This is a genomic window from Mesorhizobium sp. M1A.F.Ca.IN.020.04.1.1 (assembly GCF_003997315.1).
Lineage (GTDB): Bacteria > Pseudomonadota > Alphaproteobacteria > Rhizobiales > Rhizobiaceae > Mesorhizobium.
Window position 1 is genome coordinate 17,935 of record NZ_RZSN01000043.1, and the last position, 18,228, is coordinate 36,162.

The 18,228-nt window shown below is 63.4% G+C and carries 19 protein-coding genes and 1 pseudogene; 5 read left to right on the forward strand and 15 right to left on the reverse strand.

Annotation, left to right across the window (positions count from 1 at the left end; translation table 11 throughout):
* Positions 1-34: 34 nt before the first annotated feature.
* The 3 genes from EOA49_RS11725 to EOA49_RS11735 all read right to left on the reverse strand — a co-directional run bounded on the left by EOA49_RS11725 (position 35) and on the right by EOA49_RS11735 (position 3,217).
* On the reverse strand, positions 35-1,189 hold the full coding sequence (locus tag EOA49_RS11725) for an ABC transporter permease (RefSeq protein WP_127243161.1): 1,155 nt from the start codon (positions 1,187-1,189) through the stop codon (positions 35-37).
* Positions 1,186-2,064, reverse strand: coding sequence for an ABC transporter permease (locus tag EOA49_RS11730; protein ID WP_127241743.1), 879 nt, complete (start codon positions 2,062-2,064; stop codon positions 1,186-1,188). Before EOA49_RS11730 ends, EOA49_RS11725 begins: the two co-directional genes overlap by 4 nt.
* 361 nt (positions 2,065-2,425) lie before the next feature.
* The gene (locus EOA49_RS11735) at positions 2,426-3,217 is read right to left on the reverse strand and encodes an ABC transporter ATP-binding protein (protein WP_066990627.1); all 792 of its coding nucleotides are present in this window, start codon (positions 3,215-3,217) and stop codon (positions 2,426-2,428) included.
* Positions 3,218-3,327: 110 nt separating this feature from the next.
* On the opposite strand from EOA49_RS11735, the gene EOA49_RS11740 reads away from it, so the two are divergent.
* A complete protein-coding gene (locus tag EOA49_RS11740; RefSeq protein WP_170950346.1) occupies positions 3,328-3,738 on the forward strand; it encodes a cupin domain-containing protein in 411 nt (136 codons plus the stop codon).
* A gap of 17 nt (positions 3,739-3,755) precedes the next feature.
* Here EOA49_RS11740 and EOA49_RS11745 read toward each other — a convergent pair whose 3' ends face one another.
* From EOA49_RS11745 to EOA49_RS11760, 4 genes are all read right to left on the reverse strand, one after another.
* Positions 3,756-4,133, reverse strand: a complete 378-nt coding sequence (locus tag EOA49_RS11745) for a hypothetical protein (RefSeq protein WP_164746952.1) — start codon at positions 4,131-4,133, stop codon at positions 3,756-3,758.
* Positions 4,134-4,135: 2 nt separating this feature from the next.
* Positions 4,136-5,587, reverse strand: coding sequence for a dihydropyrimidinase (gene hydA / locus EOA49_RS11750; RefSeq protein WP_067328963.1), 1,452 nt, complete (start codon positions 5,585-5,587; stop codon positions 4,136-4,138).
* A gap of 64 nt (positions 5,588-5,651) precedes the next feature.
* Positions 5,652-6,902 carry a Zn-dependent hydrolase gene (locus tag EOA49_RS11755; RefSeq protein WP_127215522.1) on the reverse strand — a complete coding sequence of 417 codons (1,251 nt, stop codon included), beginning with the start codon at positions 6,900-6,902 and terminating at the stop codon, positions 5,652-5,654.
* 69 nt (positions 6,903-6,971) lie between these two features.
* Positions 6,972-8,300: an aspartate aminotransferase family protein gene (locus EOA49_RS11760; RefSeq protein ID WP_127243162.1), complete on the reverse strand. Its 1,329-nt coding sequence runs from the start codon at positions 8,298-8,300 to the stop codon at positions 6,972-6,974.
* A 254-nt stretch (positions 8,301-8,554) separates the two neighbouring features.
* Between EOA49_RS11760 and EOA49_RS11765 the strand changes: the two genes are divergently transcribed.
* Positions 8,555-9,184, forward strand: coding sequence for a TetR family transcriptional regulator C-terminal domain-containing protein (locus EOA49_RS11765; RefSeq protein WP_095812645.1), 630 nt, complete (start codon positions 8,555-8,557; stop codon positions 9,182-9,184).
* A 12-nt stretch (positions 9,185-9,196) separates the two neighbouring features.
* Here the strand turns inward: EOA49_RS11765 and EOA49_RS11770 are convergent, their stop codons facing one another.
* Positions 9,197-10,069 carry a helix-turn-helix transcriptional regulator gene (locus EOA49_RS11770; RefSeq protein WP_127215520.1) on the reverse strand — a complete coding sequence of 291 codons (873 nt, stop codon included), beginning with the start codon at positions 10,067-10,069 and terminating at the stop codon, positions 9,197-9,199.
* 102 nt (positions 10,070-10,171) lie between these two features.
* Here EOA49_RS11770 and EOA49_RS11775 point away from each other — a divergent pair, with 102 nt between their 5' ends.
* Positions 10,172-11,017 carry an SDR family NAD(P)-dependent oxidoreductase gene (locus EOA49_RS11775; RefSeq protein WP_127241671.1) on the forward strand — a complete coding sequence of 282 codons (846 nt, stop codon included), beginning with the start codon at positions 10,172-10,174 and terminating at the stop codon, positions 11,015-11,017.
* Complete coding sequence (locus tag EOA49_RS11780) at positions 11,014-11,730, forward strand: SDR family oxidoreductase (RefSeq protein ID WP_127241672.1); 717 nt, start codon at positions 11,014-11,016, stop codon at positions 11,728-11,730. Before EOA49_RS11775 ends, EOA49_RS11780 begins: the two co-directional genes overlap by 4 nt.
* 5 nt (positions 11,731-11,735) lie before the next feature.
* On the opposite strand, the gene EOA49_RS11785 is transcribed toward EOA49_RS11780, so the two are convergent.
* The 7 genes and pseudogenes from EOA49_RS11785 to EOA49_RS11815 form a co-directional block, all read right to left on the reverse strand.
* Positions 11,736-12,074, reverse strand: coding sequence for a hypothetical protein (locus EOA49_RS11785; RefSeq protein ID WP_127241673.1), 339 nt, complete (start codon positions 12,072-12,074; stop codon positions 11,736-11,738).
* Positions 12,075-12,104: 30 nt separating this feature from the next.
* Positions 12,105-12,353, reverse strand: coding sequence for a DoxX family protein (locus EOA49_RS33050; RefSeq protein ID WP_189413666.1), 249 nt, complete (start codon positions 12,351-12,353; stop codon positions 12,105-12,107).
* A gap of 252 nt (positions 12,354-12,605) precedes the next feature.
* Positions 12,606-13,064: a carboxymuconolactone decarboxylase family protein gene (locus EOA49_RS11795; protein WP_127241674.1), complete on the reverse strand. Its 459-nt coding sequence runs from the start codon at positions 13,062-13,064 to the stop codon at positions 12,606-12,608.
* 11 nt (positions 13,065-13,075) lie between these two features.
* Positions 13,076-13,594: an Rrf2 family transcriptional regulator gene (locus tag EOA49_RS11800; RefSeq protein WP_067328950.1), complete on the reverse strand. Its 519-nt coding sequence runs from the start codon at positions 13,592-13,594 to the stop codon at positions 13,076-13,078.
* A gap of 110 nt (positions 13,595-13,704) precedes the next feature.
* Entirely contained in the window at positions 13,705-15,018 is a 1,314-nt protein-coding gene (gene preA / locus EOA49_RS11805) for an NAD-dependent dihydropyrimidine dehydrogenase subunit PreA (protein ID WP_067329150.1), read from the reverse strand.
* A gap of 2 nt (positions 15,019-15,020) precedes the next feature.
* Complete coding sequence (locus tag EOA49_RS11810) at positions 15,021-16,385, reverse strand: NAD(P)-dependent oxidoreductase (protein ID WP_067328948.1); 1,365 nt, start codon at positions 16,383-16,385, stop codon at positions 15,021-15,023.
* A 108-nt stretch (positions 16,386-16,493) separates the two neighbouring features.
* Positions 16,494-17,220 (reverse strand): annotated as a pseudogene (locus tag EOA49_RS11815) (gamma-glutamylcyclotransferase).
* 279 nt (positions 17,221-17,499) lie between these two features.
* Here EOA49_RS11815 and EOA49_RS11820 point away from each other — a divergent pair.
* Positions 17,500-18,228 (forward strand): VOC family protein (locus EOA49_RS11820; RefSeq protein WP_164749214.1); only part of this gene is annotated, 729 nt, incomplete at its 3' end.

Consider the following 18,228-nt stretch of genomic DNA (forward strand, 5'->3'; position numbering starts at 1 on the left):
TACCCTCTGAAGTTAGCACCCAAACCCACCGCCCCTATCCACCACGGACAGAGGGATGCCAAAACGTGACGGCTCTCTCGACAAGAGCGACCACGCCATAAAAGACCGAACCCGCAAGTGCTGCAACTGCGATTTCGGCCCAGACCATGTCGATGTTCATCCGCCCGACTTCCGTCGAAATGCGGAATCCCATGCCGACCACGGGCGTGCCGAAGAACTCCGCGACGATGGCGCCGATCAGCGCCAGCGTCGAGTTGATCTTCAGCGCATTGAAGATGAACGGCATTGCCGCCGGCAGCCGCAGCTTCAGCAAGGTCGGCCAGTAGCCCGACGCATAGGTGCGCATCAAATCGCGCTCCATGTGGCCGGAGACGGCAAGCCCCGCGACGGTGTTCACCAGCATCGGGAAGAAGGTCATGATGATCACGACCGCCGCCTTGGACGGCCAGTCGAAGCCGAACCACATCACCATGATCGGCGCGACGCCGATGATCGGCAGCGCCGACACCATGTTCCCGATCGGCAGCAGCCCGCGCCTGAGGAACGGCACACGGTCAGCAAGGATGGCGACAACGAAGCCGGCGAGGTTGCCGACGATGTAGCCGATCAGCACCGCCTTGAAGATCGTCTGCCGCACGTCCGATCCCAGGACCGGCAGCGAGTTGGCGATGCGCGCGCCGATGGCGCTCGGCGGCGGCAAAAGGATGAAAGGAATGCCGGCGCCGCGCGTCACCGCTTCCCAGATGATCAGGATCCAGGCGCCGAAGATCGCCGGAATGATCAGCCGTAGCGCCGTTTTGGCCCCGCTGGCTGCAGGCCGTAACGAGGACAACAGGGCGACGCAGCGCCAGGCAAGCAACCAGGCGGCCGCGAGAACCAGAAAGTACGGCGCCAGTGCCGTGCCCTCGAAGCCTCCGATGCCCTTGACCAGAAGCCACGCTGCGACATGGGCGCCGATGAACAGGACAATCGCTTCGACAAGTGGCGCGAGTCTCACCGTTGAAACCAGCGCCGCGATGAGCAGCAATCCGAGGATGAGACCTTTGGTGCCCATATATGGGTAGGCAACCGTCGCGGCGGGCTCGGCCAGCGCAGCCGCTTCCGGTGTCGACATCGCGCCGAGCGCGAAGGCGACGACGCAAAGAAGGATCGCCAGCACCGCTTGCCAGGATGGTTTCAGCCAGGTCATGCCGGCCTCCCGCCCATGGCGCGGTCGACCAGGCGGCCGGCGATGCCGACCACCATGACCAGAAGCGCGGCAACCACCGAGCCCGCAACCAGCGCCGACCAGATGTCGATCGTCTGGCTGTAATAGGCGCCCGAGAGCAGCTTGGCGCCGATTCCGGCGACAGCACCCGTCGGCAATTCGCCGACGATGGCGCCGACCAGGCTCGCCGCCACCGCCACCTTCATCGACGTGAACAGGAACGGCACCGAGGCCGGCACGCGCAGTTTCCAGAAGGTCTGCGAGGCGCTGGTATTATAGGTGTGCATCAGGTCGAGATGCATGAGCTCGGGCGAGCGCAATCCCTTCACCATGCCGACCGCAACCGGGAAGAACGACAGATAGGTCGAGATCAGCGCCTTGGGGATCAGCCCGGTGATGCCGATGGCCGCCAGCACCACGATGATCATCGGCGCCACCGCCAGGATCGGAATGGTCTGCGAGGCGATGATCCACGGCATAAGGCTGCGGTCGAGCGTCGTCACATGCACGATGCCGACGGCGATCACGATGCCGAGCGCCGTGCCGAAAGCAAAGCCGAGCAGCGTCGAGGACAGCGTCACCCAGGCATTGTAGACAAGGCTGCGGTTCGAGGTGATGCCGCGCAGGAAGGTGTTCTCGAAGAAGTTCACCGCCACCTGGTGCGGCGCCGGCAGCGTCGGCTTCGGCTGCGATAATGTCTTGCCGATGAATTCGACCGTGCCGGGGGTTTCGTTGGCTCTGGCGTCGAGATCGCGCTGGAACGGCGCATTGAGGATGACGGCGAAGACATACCAGAGCACCACCACGCCGGCGAGGATTGAGGTGACCGGGATGATCTTGGAACGGATGGAGTCCATTTAGCAGGCCTTCCCCCGGCGCAACGGCAGCACGCGGCGCTGCGCGTTTTTCGTCATGCTAGAGCAGAGCAAGGAGCGAAGCGACGCGGCGCAGACCCTAGGATCCATGCCGTTATCTCGACGCTCCGCTGTGGCGCAGAATGCGGCTCCCTGCGCCGCGCTCAGCTCGTCGGGTATTCTGAGCCGCTTACGGCCTTCGGTCGACGTCACGGCATGGATCCTAGGGTCTGCGCTCCGCTTCGCGTCGCTCCACCCTAGGATAACGAAATCACGGCGGTCGGCTCCCGCCACGCGCGCGGCTTCGCGCTTGCTCCGCCCCAGGATGTCGAAGCAGCGGGTGTCCGTCCGCTGGCAAGCACCCTCAATCATCATAGCTGTGCCCCGCCCTCAACCCGTCGCGCACGCGCGCGGCGATCGCCAGGAATTCCGGCGTCTCACGGATGTCGAGCGGCCGCTTCCTGGGCAAGGTGGATTCGATCACGTCGGTGACGCGGCCCGGCCGCGGCGACATCACCACGATGCGGGTCGACAGATAGACCGCCTCGGGGATCGAGTGAGTGACAAAGCAGATCGTCTTGTTGGTCGAATCCCAGAGTTCGAGAAGCTGTTCGTTCAGATGATCGCGCACGATCTCGTCGAGCGCGCCGAACGGCTCGTCCATCAAAAGCAAATCGGCGTCGAAGGCGAGCGCGCGCGCGATCGAGGCGCGCTGCTGCATGCCGCCGGACAGCTGCCAGGGATACTTCTTCTCGAAGCCGGAGAGGTTGACGAGTTCGAGGGTTCGCTTGATGCGTTCCGCCTGCTCGGCCTGGCTGAGGCCAATGATTTCCAGCGGCAGCGCCACATTCCGCTCGATTGTGCGCCAAGGAAACAGCGCCGCCGCCTGGAAGACATAGCCGTAAGCCCGCTTCTCGCGCGCCTGCTCCGGCGAAATCCCATTGACGGAGATCGTTCCCGAGGTCGGCTTCTCCAGATCGGCGATGACGCGCAGCAAGGTTGTCTTGCCGCAGCCGGAGGGGCCGATGAAGGAGACGAACTCACCCTTGCCGATGGTGAGATCGACATTGGACAGCGCCTGCACCGGACCGTCATTGGTCTGGAAGGTGAGGCCGAGCTTGCTTGCCGAAACGACGGCTGGCGACTGTCCGCTCATCGGCAGAAACCTGTCTTTCGCAGCCGCTGCCGCGCCGGCCGGAATCCGGTTGATTTTACGATTGCCTTGCTTTCCACTCGTCCAGTCCCACTTGATCGACGCCCGGAGCCTTGCCGATGTCGCCTAAACCCACATGCCACCTTATTCGCCCTGAAAGCACTTATGAAGGCAAGCAAGGCTTGAGCTATTTCGCCGGTATAGCCGCCGAAACCGTCGGCTCCTCCGGCATTTGTATGCATCTTCTCACCATGCCGCCCGGCGCCCGCGCCAAGGCGCATATGCATGAGAACCACGAGACCGCGATCTATGTGCTCTCCGGCGAGGTCCACACCTGGTATGGCGACCGGCTCGAGCATCACGAAGTCGTCAAGGCCGGCGACCTGTTCTACATTCCGGCGGGCGTGCCGCATCTGCCCGCCAATCTGAGCGGAGCGCCCTCTTCGGCGGTCATCGCCCGCACCGATCCCAACGAGCAGGAAAGCGTGGTCCTGATGCCGGAACTGGATGCGTTGGTTGCCTGAGGTCGACGGGACCGCCGTCATTTGCACCGGGAGACTTCTCCCATCGCGTTGCCGTCCTTGTCGGCGATCACCACTCTCTTGGCGTTCTTGGCGCTGCGCTTGATGATGAACTGGGCCGGCGTCTGCCCCTCCTCGCCTTCCGCCTCGCACTGCGCCGTCACCACAAGGGAGCCATTCGCCTGGGGTCTCTTGTCGGTAAAGGTGCAGGCGCTGGCGACCGTGACGAACGCCTCGCTCGTCAACAGCAGCATGTCCTCGGCATAGACCTCCTGGCCGTTCTTGTTGATGCAGCCGGATTTGTTGCCCCAGGGCTTGGAGAGATCGATGCCGGCGGCGAAAGCTTGGCCGGCGGCCAGCAGCACGGCTGCCCCGGTCAGAAGGTGAGTTGCGCGCACGCTCAAACTCCGGTCGCCGGAATGCCCGTGCGCTCCACCTTGCGCGGTGCGCTGATCTCCTTCCAGGTCGAAAGCGCGCGGTTGACAGCGGCGTTCGGTTCGCGCGCCACGAACTCCCCGTGCCCGACCTTGGCCTTGACGTCCGCTTCTTCGATCGACAGTTCGCCGCGCGAAAAGACGAAGCGCGGCAGCCCTGTCACCTCGAAACCCTCAAAGACGTTGTAGTCGATCACCGACTGCTGGTTCTTGGCCGTGATCGTCTTCTTGCGCTTCGGGTCCCAGACCACGATGTCGGCATCCGCGCCTTCGACGATCGCGCCCTTCTTCGGATACATGTTGAGGATCTTGGCGATGTTGGTCGAGGTCACCGCGACGAACTCGTTCATCGTCAGCCGACCGGTGTTGACGCCGGTCGTCCAAAGCACGGGCAAACGATCCTCGAGGCCGCCGGTGCCGTTCGGGATCTTGGTGAAGTCGCCGACGCCGTTGCGCTTCTGCTTGGTGGTGAAGGAGCAGTGGTCTGTCGCCACCACCTGCAGCGATCCGGCCTGCAGGCCCGCCCACAGAGAATCCTGGTGCCACTTGCTGCGGAAAGGCGGGCTCATCACGCGCCGCGCCGCATGGTCCCAGTCCTTGTTGAAATATTCGCTCTCGTCGAGCGTCAGGTGCTGGATCAGCGGCTCGCCATAGACGCGCATGCCCTTCTGGCGTGCCCGGCGGATGGCTTCATGGCTCTGCTCGCAGGAGACGTGCACGACATAGAGCGGCACGCCCGCCATGTCGGCGATCATGATGGCGCGGTTTGTCGCCTCGCCTTCCACTTCGGGCGGACGCGAATAGGCATGCCCCTCGGGGCCGTTATTGCCGGCGGCAAGCAGCTTCTGCGAGAGTGCCGCGACCACGTCGCCATTTTCGGCATGGACCAGCGGCAGCGCGCCGAGATCGGCGCAGCGCTGGAACGAGGAATACATCTCGTCGTCGTCGACCATCAGCGCGCCCTTGTAGGCCATGAAGTGCTTGAACGAGGTGATGCCCCTGTCGACGACGGTCGCCATCTCGTCGAAGACCTGCTTGCCCCACCAGGTGATCGCCATGTGGAAGGAATAGTCGCAGGCAGCTTTCGAGGTCTTGTTGTCCCACATCTGCAGCGCCTCCAGCAGCGACTGCTGCGGCGCCGGCAGGCAGAAATCGACGACCATGGTCGTGCCGCCCGAAAGCGCCGCGCGCGTGCCGGATTCGAAATCGTCGGCCGAATAGGTGCCCATGAAGGGCATTTCGAGATGGGTGTGCGGATCGATGCCGCCCGGCATGACATAGCAGCCGGTGGCGTCGAACTCGTGATCGCCATGCAGGTTCGAGCCGATGGCGATGATCTTGCCGTGCTGCATCAGCACGTCGGCTTTCCACGTGCGGTCGGCGGTGACGATGGTGCCGTTCTTGATGACTTTGGTCATAGCTGTTCCCCTGATCTTTTCACGCTTCTTTGCGAGCGGCTTTTTCGAGGTGATTTCTAATCGGTCATTCGACGATTCCTGCCGTCTCGACCACCGCGTGGAACAGCACATCGGCGCCTGCCGCCGCCCATTCCTTGGAGATGTCCTCGGCCTCGTTGTGGCTGAGCCCGCCGACACAGGGACACATGACCATGGTCGCCGGCGCGACCTTGGCCGCCCAGCAGGCGTCGTGGCCGGCGCCGGAGATGATGTTCATATGGCTGTAGCCCAGCTTCTCGGCGGCGGTGCGGACACGGCCGACCAGCGTCGGATCGAAGGTCACCGGATCGAAATGGCCGACCGCCTCGACGGCGCATTTCACGCCGAGCGGCTCGCAGATATTCGGCGCCTCCTTCTCGATGCGCGCGCGCATGCCGTCGAGCTTCGCCTTATCGGGCGAGCGGATATCGACAGTGAAGATCACCGTGCCCGGCAGCACGTTGCGGGAGTTGGGCGAGAACTTCACCTGGCCTACACCGCCGACAGCGCCAGGCTGGTTCTCCATCGCGACCGTCTGCACCATCTCCAGGATGCGGGCCATGGCCAACCCCGCATTGACGCGCATGTTCATCGGGGTCGAGCCGGTATGCGCCTCCCTGCCGGTCAGCGTGAATTCCAGCCACCACAGGCCCTGGCAGTGGGTCACCACGCCGATCTGCTTGTTCTCGGCCTCGAGGATGGGCCCCTGCTCGATATGGTACTCGAAATAGGCGTGCATCTTACGCGCGCCGACCGTCTCGTCGCCGACCCAACCGATCCGCTTCAGCTCGTCGCCGAAGCTCAGGCCGTCGAGATCCTTGCGGGCATAGGCATAGTCCTGCGTGTGAACGCCTGCGAACACGCCGGAGGCGAGCATGGCCGGCGCGAAACGGGCTCCCTCCTCGTTCGTCCAGTTGGTGACGACGATCGGATGTTTGGTTTTGATGCCGAGATCATTGAGCGAGCGCACGACCTCGAGGCCAGAGAGCACGCCGAGCACGCCGTCATATTTGCCGCCGGTGGGCTGGGTATCGAGATGGGAGCCGACATAGATCGGCAGCGCGTCCGGATCGGTGCCGGCGCGCGTCATGAACATGGTGCCCATCTGGTCCACGCCCATCGTGAGCCCGGCCTCGTCGCACCAGGACTTGAACAGTTCGCGGCCTTGCTTGTCGGAATCGGTCAGCGTCTGGCGATTGTTGCCCCCGGCGATGCCGGGGCCGATCTTCGCCATCTCCATGATGGAATCCCACAAACGGTCTGAATTGATTCGCAGATTCTCCCCGGGGGCGGCCATTCAAAGTCCTCTCATTTCAGGTCTCCGGTCGGGCGGCGGTTCCCGTCGCCGCCCGAGCGGTTTGAGCAGTTAGTCTATCGAGCGCAGAACATCGCGAACATGGTCGATCAGTTCGTTGATCTGGCCCTTGGTGATGATCAGCGGCGGCGACAGCGCGATGATGTCGCCGGTTGTGCGGATCAGCGCGCCGCGTTCGAACGCTTTGACGAAGGCCGAGAAGGCCCGCTTGGTCGGGCTACCGGCGATCGGCGCAAGCTCGATCGCGCCGATCAGGCCGATATTGCGGATGTCGATGACATGCGGCTCGCCCTTCAACGAATGCAGCGCGTCTTCCCAGTAAGGCGCCAGCTCCTCGCCGCGGGTTAGCAGGCCTTCTTCCTTGTAGGTGTCCAAAGTGCCGAGAGCCGCGGCGCAGGCGATCGGATTGCCCGAATAGGTGTAGCCGTGGAAGAACTCGATCATGTGCTCCGGGCCGTTCATGAAGGCGTCGTGGATTTCCTTCTTCACGAAAACCGCGCCCATCGGGATGACGCCGTTGGACACGCCCTTGGCCGTCGTCATGATATCCGGCGTGACGCCGAAATAATCGGCGGCGAATGGCGCGCCAAGACGGCCGAAGCCGGTGATCACTTCATCGAAGATCAACAATATGCCGTGCTTGGTGCAGATTTCTCGAAGCTTCTGCAGGTAGCCTTTCGGCGGCAGGATGACGCCGGTCGAGCCTGCGACCGGCTCGACGATGACCGCCGCGATGGTCGAGGCGTCATGCAGGGTGACGAGACGCTCCAGCTCGTTCGCCAATTCGGCGCCGTGCTCAGGCACGCCCTTCGAGAAGGCATTCTTCTCCGGCAGATGGGTGTGCGGCAGATGGTCGACGCCGCCGAGCAGCGTGCCGAACATCTTGCGGTTGGCGACGATGCCGCCGACCGAAATGCCGCCGAAATTGACGCCGTGATAGCCGCGCTCGCGGCCGATCAGCCGGGTGCGCGAGCCCTCGCCTCGGACACGGTGATAGGCGATCGCCATCTTCAACGCGGTCTCGACCGATTCCGAACCGGAATTGGTGAAGAACACATGGTGCATGCCCTTCGGCGCGATATCGACCAGGCGGTTCGCCAGTTCGAAGACGATCGGGTGGCCCATCTGGAAGGCCGGCGCATAGTCGAGTTCGGCGGCCTGCTGCTGAATGGCCTCGGTGATCTTCGGCCGGCAGTGGCCGGCGTTGACGCACCAGAGGCCTGCAGTGCCGTCGAGCACCTTGCGGCCATCGCTCGTCGTGTAGTGCATGTCCTTGGCGGACACGAACATGCGCGGCGCCTGCTTGAACTGCCGATTTGCCGTGAACGGCATCCAGAATGCGCTGAGATCGTTCGGCGTGACTTTCAGCCGGTTGGACATGACCAAGATTTCCCCTTGTAACCTGTTTCTGTGCGCTAACGCTTGGTCTTCCCAAGGCTTGGTCTTCGTTGCGTTTTCGTGCTACGCAAAATTTTGACCGGTTGGACAAACGTTAGCACCGCCCTGTCGGCGGTCAAGGGACTACTAACGGAAATGCGGCATCGAAAGCGCGCTCCACGGCTCGGAGAAAAACTGGTCCAGAGAATTGGTCCAGAGTGCCCACACGGCAGCAGCCGGCAAGGATGACGGACAGGATGGAAGGCTCAGCTCCACGCCGCACCCGCATCCAGCAGGAAAAGCGCGAGCTCATCCTGGAAGCCGCGCTGGAAGTCTTCTCCGCCAACGGTTTTCGCGGTTCGACCATCGACCAGATTGCCGAAGCCGCCGGCATGTCGAAGCCGAACCTTCTCTATTACTTCCGCCGCAAGGAGGACATTCACGAGACATTGATGCAGCGGCTGCTGGACACCTGGCTGGCGCCGCTCCGCGAGCTTGACGATATCGGCGATCCGATGACCGAGCTCAGAAGCTACATCCGCCGCAAGCTCGAAATGGCGCGCGATTTTCCACGCGAAAGCCGGCTCTTCGCCAACGAGATCCTGCAGGGCGCGCCGCGCATCATGCCGATGCTGGAGGGCGAGCTGAAAACGCTGGTCGAGGAGAAGGCCGCCGTCATCAAGGGCTGGATGCGCGCCGGCAAGATCGCCCGCACCGACCCCTGGCATCTGATCTTCTCGATCTGGGCGACGACGCAGCATTACGCCGATTTCGACGTCCAGGTGCGCGCCGTGCTCGGCCCCGACCGCGGCGGCGACGGTCGCTTCGAGGATGCTGCCCGGTTCCTGGAGCAACTGTTCCTCGATGGGCTGAAGCCGAAAGCTTAGGTCGGGCGAAGATCAGGCGCTGCGCCGCTCGGGGGGCTTCTCTTCCAGCAGCTTCTTGAGCTTGGCGATCGTATTCTGCTCGGGCAACGGCGTGTAGACGATCAGCCGCATGTCTGAGCCGTCGTCGATCGACAGGCTCATATGCTCGAAAGCCATCGGGCCGGCTGTGGGATGGCGGACATGTTTCACGCCCGTCAGCCTTCTCGCCACGTCCCGCCGCGGCCACCAATCACGGAACTCCGGGCTTGAGCGCATCATCAGCGCGATCAGCCGCTCGAAATCCGGATCGCCGACATATTTGGCGCTCTCCGCGCGAAACGAAGCGAGCACCACGCGGGCAAGCGCTTCCCAGTCGACCAGCAGCCGGCGGTGATGCGGGCTTGTGAACACCAGATGGACGATGTTGCGGGCATCGCCCTCCAGCAGGCCATAGTCGCCGAACAAGGCGACCGCCGCCGGATTCCAGGCGAGCACATCCCAACGCCGGCCAACCACATAAGCCGGCTGTAGGACGAGGCTCCCCAGCATGTGCAGCAGTGTGGCGTCGACCTTTTCAGACGTCGCCGTGCGCTGCTCCGGCTGCTGGCGGCCGGCAAGGATGAACAGATGCCGCTTCTCGACGGCGTCCAGGCGCAGCGCCTCGCAGAGCGCGGTCAGCACCTCGACCGAGGGCCGCACGTCCCGCCCCTGCTCCAGCCAGGTGTACCAGGTGGTGCCGACGCCGGCGATCATCGCCACTTCCTCGCGCCTCAGCCCGGGCGTACGCCGCCTGGCGCCGCTCGCAATCCCAATGTCGGCAGGCGAGAGCCGCTCCCGGCGCGAGCGCAGGAAAGCGCCGAGCTCGCGGCGGCGGCTGTCGTCAGGGGAATGGGGCACGGCATCCATGCAGCTATTATAGCAGTATCGATACCAGGATAAAAATTGAACTGTTTGGCCTGCGCGCCGCGCCCCATCTTGCGTTCAGAGCAGCATAAGGAGGCTCTGAACATGGAACTTAAGAATAAGACCGTTCTCGTCACCGGCTCGACCGACGGGGTTGGCCGCGTGGTCGCTGAAAGGCTCGGCGCTGCCGGCGCCCGCGTGCTGGTACATGGCCGCGACCAAACTCGCGCCAAGGCGACAGTCGCTGCCATCGAAGCCGAGGGCGGCAACGCCGAATTTCTGCTTGCGGATCTTTCGTCGCTCGCCGAAGTGCGCCGCCTTGCCGGCGCCGTGCGGGCAGGAACCGACCGGCTCGACATATTGATCAGCAATGCCGGCGTCGGCACGGGCGGCGAAGGCGCAAAAAGGCAAGTGAGCGTCGACGGCTACGAAATGCGCTTCGCCGTAAACTATCTCGCAGGCTTCCTGCTGTCATCGGAGCTTTTGCCCTTGCTGAAGGCAAGCGCGCCGGCGCGCATCGTCAATGTCGCCTCCGCCGGCCAGCAGGCGATCGATTTCGACGATATCAATCTGGCCCGCGGCTATAGCGGCGTGCGCGCCTATTGCCAGAGCAAGCTGGCGCAGATCTTGTTCACCATCGATCTGGCCGAGCAGCTCGAAGGCAGCGGCGTCACCGTCAATGCACTCCATCCGGCAAGCTACATGGATACCACCATGGTCCGGCAGGCCGGCATCACACCGTGGAGCTCGGTCGAGACCGGCGCCGACGCGATCCTCAACTTGGCAATATCTCCGGCGCTCGAAGGGCGCAGCGGCCTCTATTTCGATGGCCAGCGGGAAGCGCGCGCCGATGCCCAGGCCTATGACGAAAAAGCCCGCAGCCGGTTGCGGGCGCTCAGCCTCGAACTGACCGGACAATCTTCCGCGACATCCAAGGAACAGCATTCATGAGAATCGAACATTGCGTCATCATCGGCGGCTCGTCTGGCATTGGCCTTGCCACAGCCAAACGGCTGCTCAGCCCCACGATGAAGGTGACGATCACCGGCCGCAGCGAGGACAAGCTGAACAACGCCTGGAAGAGCCTCGGCGGCACCGTCGGCAAGGCCGCTTTCGACGCGACCAAGCCGGACGCGGTCCGGCACTTCTTCGATGGTCTCGGCCCATTCGATCATCTCGTTCTCGCCGCAAGCGGCGGCAAGGGCCTTGGGCCGTTCGCGACCCTCGACCTTGCCGACATCGGCGGCGGCGTCGACGAGAAGATCAAGCCGCAGCTAGGCTGCTTGCAAGCGGCCCTGCCGACCTTGAACAAAGCCGGATCGGTCACTTTCATTTCGGCCGTCTCGGCGCAGATCGCAGCACCCGGCATTGCCGGCATCGGCGCCATCAACGGCATGCTTTTGACCGTAGTCCCGATCCTGGCCGTTGAACTGAAGCCGCTGCGCGTCAACGTCGTGGCCCCCGGCGTCATCGATACGCCCTGGTGGGATTTTCTATCGGGCGAAGAGCGGCAGGCGGTCTTTGCCGAGTACGCCGGAAAGACGCCGGTCGGCCGTATCGGCCGCGCCGAGGACGTCGCCGACGCGATCGCCTTCCTGGTGTCCAACGGTTTCATGACCGGCCAGGTGCTGACCTGCGACGGCGGCCTGCGCTTCGCCGCCTGAATGGATCAATTGGAAATGAGGCCGGGCAGGAAGGCCAGCACCATCAGCCCGGCGACGACCGCATACCAGACAACCAGGTGGACTGCCTTCATCAGCGGGCGGCCCACTTCCCGCGCCCGCTTCGGGTGGAGAGGGTCATAAATCACTTCGACCGCTGCGCCGACGTTCCCGGTCGTTCTGTTGACCGGCAGGTGCGAGTAGAAACGCCAGGTCTTGCCCAGTCGGTCGGCGAATTCGATGATCGGCGTGTCCGGCCCGTCGCTCGACTTGTCGATGCCGATCACCAGCGCCTGGTGGAAGGCATCCGAAACGCGTGCCCAGAATGCAGTCCAGTTCTGCTCCATGAACGCTCCGACGGGCGAACCTGTTTTTTGCTAATACAGGACAATCGCGACAAACCGATTAACGCGGCGCCATCGACTGCGCGGAATCCGAGTGCAGTTGTCAGGCATAGACCCGCGCCAGGAACCCGCGGCCAGGGCGACATTGGCGACGAAGCCGTTGATGCGTGAGGCGCGATCCGGACCCTGATGATCCCAGAAATTGTGAAACATCGGCGTCGCGACGATCAGGAACAGGATCAGGCTTGCCGCCGCCAGCGCGGTGAACAAGACGCCGATCACCAGCCGTCCGGCGCGACCTGCAGGACATGTCCAGCCACAATGCCGGCCCTGCCTACGGCACGCCGCGTGCCGCCATCATCGGGATGAGCAGGTCTTGTGCTGGGCGTTGCGCAGGCCGGCAATGACGAAGGCGCCGCCGAGCAGCAGGCGCGCGGCAAACAGAGTCTCGTTCTGAAGATTCTCAAACATGTCATTGATCTCGCAAATGAAAGCCGCGCGGAACCGTCTTCGGATCCGCGCGGCTTTGGATGGTCAGGCAGCCTTGGCGGCTGGCATCGGATGGATGGCGTGGAACGACACGCAGAGCCGGTTCCACGTGTTGATCATGCCGATCACCACCGTCAGCTTGACCAGCTCTTCCTCGGAGAACTGCTCCAGCGTCCTGGCGTAGAGATCGTCCGGAACGCCGTTGTCGGAGATGTTCGTCACCTTCTCGGTCCAGGCGAGCGCGGCGCGCTCGCGCTCGGAAAACAGCGGCGACTCCTTCCAGGCGGCGACCAAATAAAGCCGCTGCTCCGTTTCGCCATCTCGCCTTGCCTCGCGGCTGTGCATCTCGACACAATAGGAACAGCCATTGATCTGCGAAGCCCTGAGCTTGACCAGGTGCATCAGGCTTTCTTTCAGCCCGCACTCCTCGACGGCCTTGTTGAGCGCCATCACCGCCTTCATGATTTCAGGCGCCTTGGCGAAGAACTGCAGCCTCTGTTTCATTCTCTTACCTTTCACGCTTTGCTTGGTTGTTGAACTTTCTGCGCCCGCTGATGGCGTTCGACGAAGGCGCAGCTTGCGGCGACGGTGCGGGGATCGGCGTCGTTCATGAAATCGGCGACGATGTCGGAGAGCTTTGCATCGGCAAGCGCGGCGCGATAAGCGCGCTCGGCCCTCAGCATCGCGGCATTGATGCCGCACGGTTTGACATAGGCCGACGCGTCGAGCTTGACCGGGCCGCGCTGGCGGATCTCGCCGCAGCGGAAGGCAGGCTCCCTGCCCTCGACCGCAAGCACGATGTCGAGCAGCGTGATCCGCTCGGCCGGCCGCGCCAGCCTGTAGCCGCCTGCCGGCCCCGGCACGGATTCCAGGATGCGCGCCGTTGTCAGCTGATTGAGATGCTTCAAGAGATAGCTCGGCGACAGGCCGAACGCCTCGGCCATGGCCGCGCCCGACATGGTGCTGTTGCCGTCGACGCCGGCAAGCATGGCGGCGCAGTGGATCGCCGCTTCGACGCCCTCTCCCAGCTTCACGATCTTTGGCTCCAATTCATGGATAGTACCTATCATGGATAATTCTTATCTGCAATATAGGTAACGAAAAACGGCACCCGAAGGCGCTGCATTTCTTTCAAAAGTGTTCCCTACTCCGCGGCCACCTTGGCCATCGGATTGTTCGGATGCGTCGTCCAGTTGGCGTAGACCGGCGACACCGGTATGCCCGTGCGCTGATCCAGCACGCCGGCGGCCAGCGGTTCCATGGTGATGCAGCCCTCGACCGGGCAGACATTGACGCAAAGATTGCACCCGACGCATTCGGCCTCGATCACCTCGAAATGCCTGACGCCGTCGACCATGCTGGTGATCGCCTGATGCGAGGTGTCCTCGCAGGCGATGTGGCAGCGCCCGCATTTGATGCACGCGTCCTGGTCGATATGCGCCTTAGCGACATAGTTGAGGTTGAGATACTGCCAGTCCGTGACATTGGGTGTGGCGCGGCCGATGATGTCGGACAGCGAGGCGTGGCCCTTCTCGTCCATCCAGTTCTCCAGCCCCGCGATCATCTCCTGCACGATTTTGAAGCCGTATGTCATTGCCGCGGTGCAGACCTGCACGTTGCCGGCGCCGAGTGCCATGAATTCGGCAGCATCCCGCCAGGTTGTGATGCCGCCGATGCCCGAGATTGGCAGGCCGTGCGTTTCCGGATCGCGCGCGATCTCGGCCACCATGTTCATCGCGATCGGCTTCACCGCCGGGCCACAATAGCCGCCATGCGAGCCCTTGCCATCGATGGTCGGCTGCGGCGCGAAACTGTCGAGGTCAACCCCGGTGATCGAGTTGATGGTGTTGATCAGCGACACCGCGTCGGTGCCGCCGGCTTTGGCGGCGCGCGCCGGCTTGCGGATGTCGGTGATGTTCGGCGTCAGCTTGGTGATGACCGGCATGCGCGTGTACTGCTTGCACCAGCGCACCACCATCTCGATATATTCCGGCACCTGGCCCACCGCCGAGCCCATGCCGCGTTCGCTCATGCCGTGCGGGCAGCCGAAATTGAGCTCGATGCCGTCGGCGCCGGTCTCCTCGACCAGCGGCAGGATCGCCTTCCAGCTTTCCTCCTCGCAAGGCACCATGATCGAGGCGACCAGCGCCCGATCCGGCCAGTTCATCTTCACCTGCTTCATCTCGCGCAGATTGGTCTGCAGGTCGCGGTCGGTGATCAGCTCGATATTGTTCAGGCCGAGCAGCCGGCGGTCGGCGCCCCAGATCGCGCCGTAGCGCGGGCCGTTGACGTTGACGACCGGCGGGCCCTCTTCGCCAAGCGTCTTCCAGACCACGCCGCCCCAGCCGGCTTTGAAGGCGCGTTCGACATTATAGGCCTTGTCGGTCGGCGGCGCCGAAGCCAGCCAGAACGGATTTGGCGACTTGATGCCGACGAAGGTGTTGCGGATGTCTGCCATGCTCATGCCCTCCCGTTAGAGGTCAGTGCCCGGTGGATGGATTCGGCGGCGTCGCGGCCTTGCGCCACGGCCGAGACCGTCAGGTCGTCGCCGCCGAAGATGCAGTCGCCGCCCGCCCAGACTTTCGCCAGCGAGGTGCGGCCCTCGGCATCGACCCTGATGCGGCCGCCATCGAGCTCGATGGAGGCAACGCTGCCGTTGAGATGAGCCGGCACAAAGCTCTGGCCAATCGCCTTGAACACCTGGTCGGCGTTGAGCCTCAGCATTTCGCCGGTACCGGCGAGCTTGTCGCCATTCATGGCTGTGTATTCGAGCTCGATGGCCGACACTTTGCCGTTCTCGGCGATGACGCGCTTCGGCTGCAGCCAGTGGCGGATCGTGACGCCGTTCGCGGCGGCCAGATCCTGCTCGAAGCCGGAGGCATTCATATGCTCCTGGCCGCGCCGGTAGCAGATCGTCACCTCCTCGGCGCCGAGCAGCTTCGACTGCACCGCGGCGTCGATCGCCGTCATGCCGCCGCCGATGACGACGACGCGGCGGCCGACCGGCAGGCTGGAAAGGTCGCTTGCCTGCCTGAGTTCGGCGATGAACTCGACCGCGTTGGCGACGCCATCCGTATCCTCGCCTTCGGCGCGCAGCGCATTGACGCCGCCGAGCCCGAGGCCAAGGAACACCGCATCGTAGTTGCGGATCAGGTCGGAAAGCTGGAAGTCCCGTCCGAGCGCTTTGCCGTTCTGGATGTCGATGCCGCCGATCGCGGTGACGTAGTCGACCTCGGCCTGAGCGAAATCGTCGACGCTCTTGTAAGCCGCGATGCCGTATTCATTGAGGCCGCCAGCCTTCGGCCGCGCTTCGAGGATCGTCACATCGTGGCCGTGGCGGGCCAAGCGATGGGCCGCCGCCAAGCCCGCTGGCCCGGCGCCGACCACGGCGACCGTTTTTCCGGTCGGTTCGGCGCGCTTGTAGAACTGCTTGCCCTCATCCATCGCGACGTCGGTCGCATAGCGCTGCAGGCGGCCGATCTGCACCGGCTTGCCCTCCGCCACCTCGCGCACGCAGACCTCTTCGCACAGCGTCTCCGTTGGGCAGACGCGGGCGCACATGCCGCCAAGAATGTTCTGGTCGAAGATGGTCTTGGCCGAGCCCAGCGGATTGCCGGTCGCGATCTGCCGGATGAACATCGGGATATCGATCGAGGTCGGGCATGCATTCATGCACGGCGCATCGTAGCAGAAATAGCAGCGATCGGACTCGACCAGCGCCTCGTGATGATCGAGCGGCGGGTGCAGGTCGGAAAAATTATCGGCATACTGCTCGGCAGACAGCCGGCCGCCGGCTATGCCTTCGATGAAATGACCAGTCGCCATTCCAGTTCCCCTTGTTTGTTTTGAGGAAGGCTAGCACGTTTTATTTTTTTATCAATTGGTCAATTTTCGGCCAAGCTGCTGTATTGCTTGCATAAAAACATGATAGTATTAGTCATGTTTCGCCACGCCGATGTCTGTCGGTTCAGCGCATTCAATCCTGGAGGGATGGATCGACCTGATCTCGTCGGCCACGAGCTCCTGCAGGCGCCACAGATTGCCGTCATGGATGCCGAATGTTTCGAGGTGGCTGACGGTGTAGTAAAGATATTCGGCGCCGGAACCTACATGGCCGCACGCGCGTGTCAGTATCTTTGCCACCCTTTCGAGCGGCTGCCTGAGCGACGTGCCCCTACCCGTACCCCGACCCAGAAACCCAGCGCCCGCAGCGATCCTTGCGCCGTGCGTACCGGAACCCACCGGACCGAGCTGACGCTTTCATGATCGTCGATTTCTCGCCGCAGCAATCTCTCGATCTGGGCGGGCTTCTCGCCGTCCGGCAGACGATAGACGACGCCGTCACAAAGCCGCCGCGCTCGAGCATCATCAACCCCGGCTGCGCGGCGCTGCCTCGCCAGCGCACCATGTCGAGGCAGAAGGAGCGATGCCAGCCATAGGCGGAGGCGCGGCGTTGCTCGATGGATTCCAACGCCGGCTTCCAGATCAGCGAGCCATAAGCGAACACCCAGAGCGGCCCCTCGTCGGCCTCGTCTGACAGGCGCGAGGCGAGCGCGCGGAAATCGTCGTCGTTAAGCTGGGTCCAATCCCCGCTCGGACCAGGGTCGAGCTCCTCGCGATGGCACAAAGCCACTCTCGGGCGTAAGCGACATTCACGCATGGAAGACAGCCCCTCGTTGCCCGCAGCAAAGGCTAAAACCCCGGGCCATGCAAGATCACGGTTCCTATGGCGCTTCGCGCAGAACGGATTGGCCGACGCGCTTCAAGCTCCGATTTTGATGCGTGTCGGCCGCCCAAAACCGCTGCGCATTTTTGAGTGACATGCATGAGCGCCTTGCCGTTCTCGATTTCTGGTCCAGATGTCGGATTTCTGTCGCCGAGATCGTCCTACGATGGATCGGAACCGCGATCGCTGCCTGAACCGGTGAGGAGACCGACCATGCCGAATGCCGCAAAACCCTTCTTCTGGTACGAACTGATGACCACCGACCTCGACGCCGCCGAGGCTTTCTATACTGCTGTCGTCGGCTGGCGGGCCGAGCCCTTCGACAAGGCGTCGGGCATGCCGCGCTATATCGTGGTGAATTCCAGCCTGCGCGGCGTCGGCGGATTGATGACGATGCCGGAGGATGCCGCCAAGATGGGCATGCCGCCGGCCTGGCTCGGTTACATCTACACCAAGGACGTCGATGCCTCGACGAAGGCGCTCAAGGACGCTGGCGGTGCCGTTCATCGCGCGCCGGATGATATTCCCGGCGTCGGTCGCTTCGCCGTCGTCGCCGACCCGCAGGGCGCGACCTTCATGTTCCTGCAGCCCAACCAGCCCGAGCAGCCGCCGGTACCCGCTACCACGCCCGGCCATGTTGGCTGGCACGAGCTCTACACCTCGGACTGGAAAGCCGCTTTCGACTTCTATTCCAGCCAGTTCGGCTGGGAGAGCGCCGGTCAGTTCGACATGGGCGAGATGGGCATCTACCAGACCTTCGGCGCCGGCCCCGAATCCGGCGGCGGCATGATGAACAAGCCGCCGCAGATCCCGGTCCCGGTCTGGCAGTTCTATTTCAACGTCGACGCGATCGACGCCGCCGCCAAGCGTGTCACCGACAATGGCGGCAAGGTATTGATGGGGCCGATGGAGGTGCCGAGCACGCAGTGGATCGTCCAATGC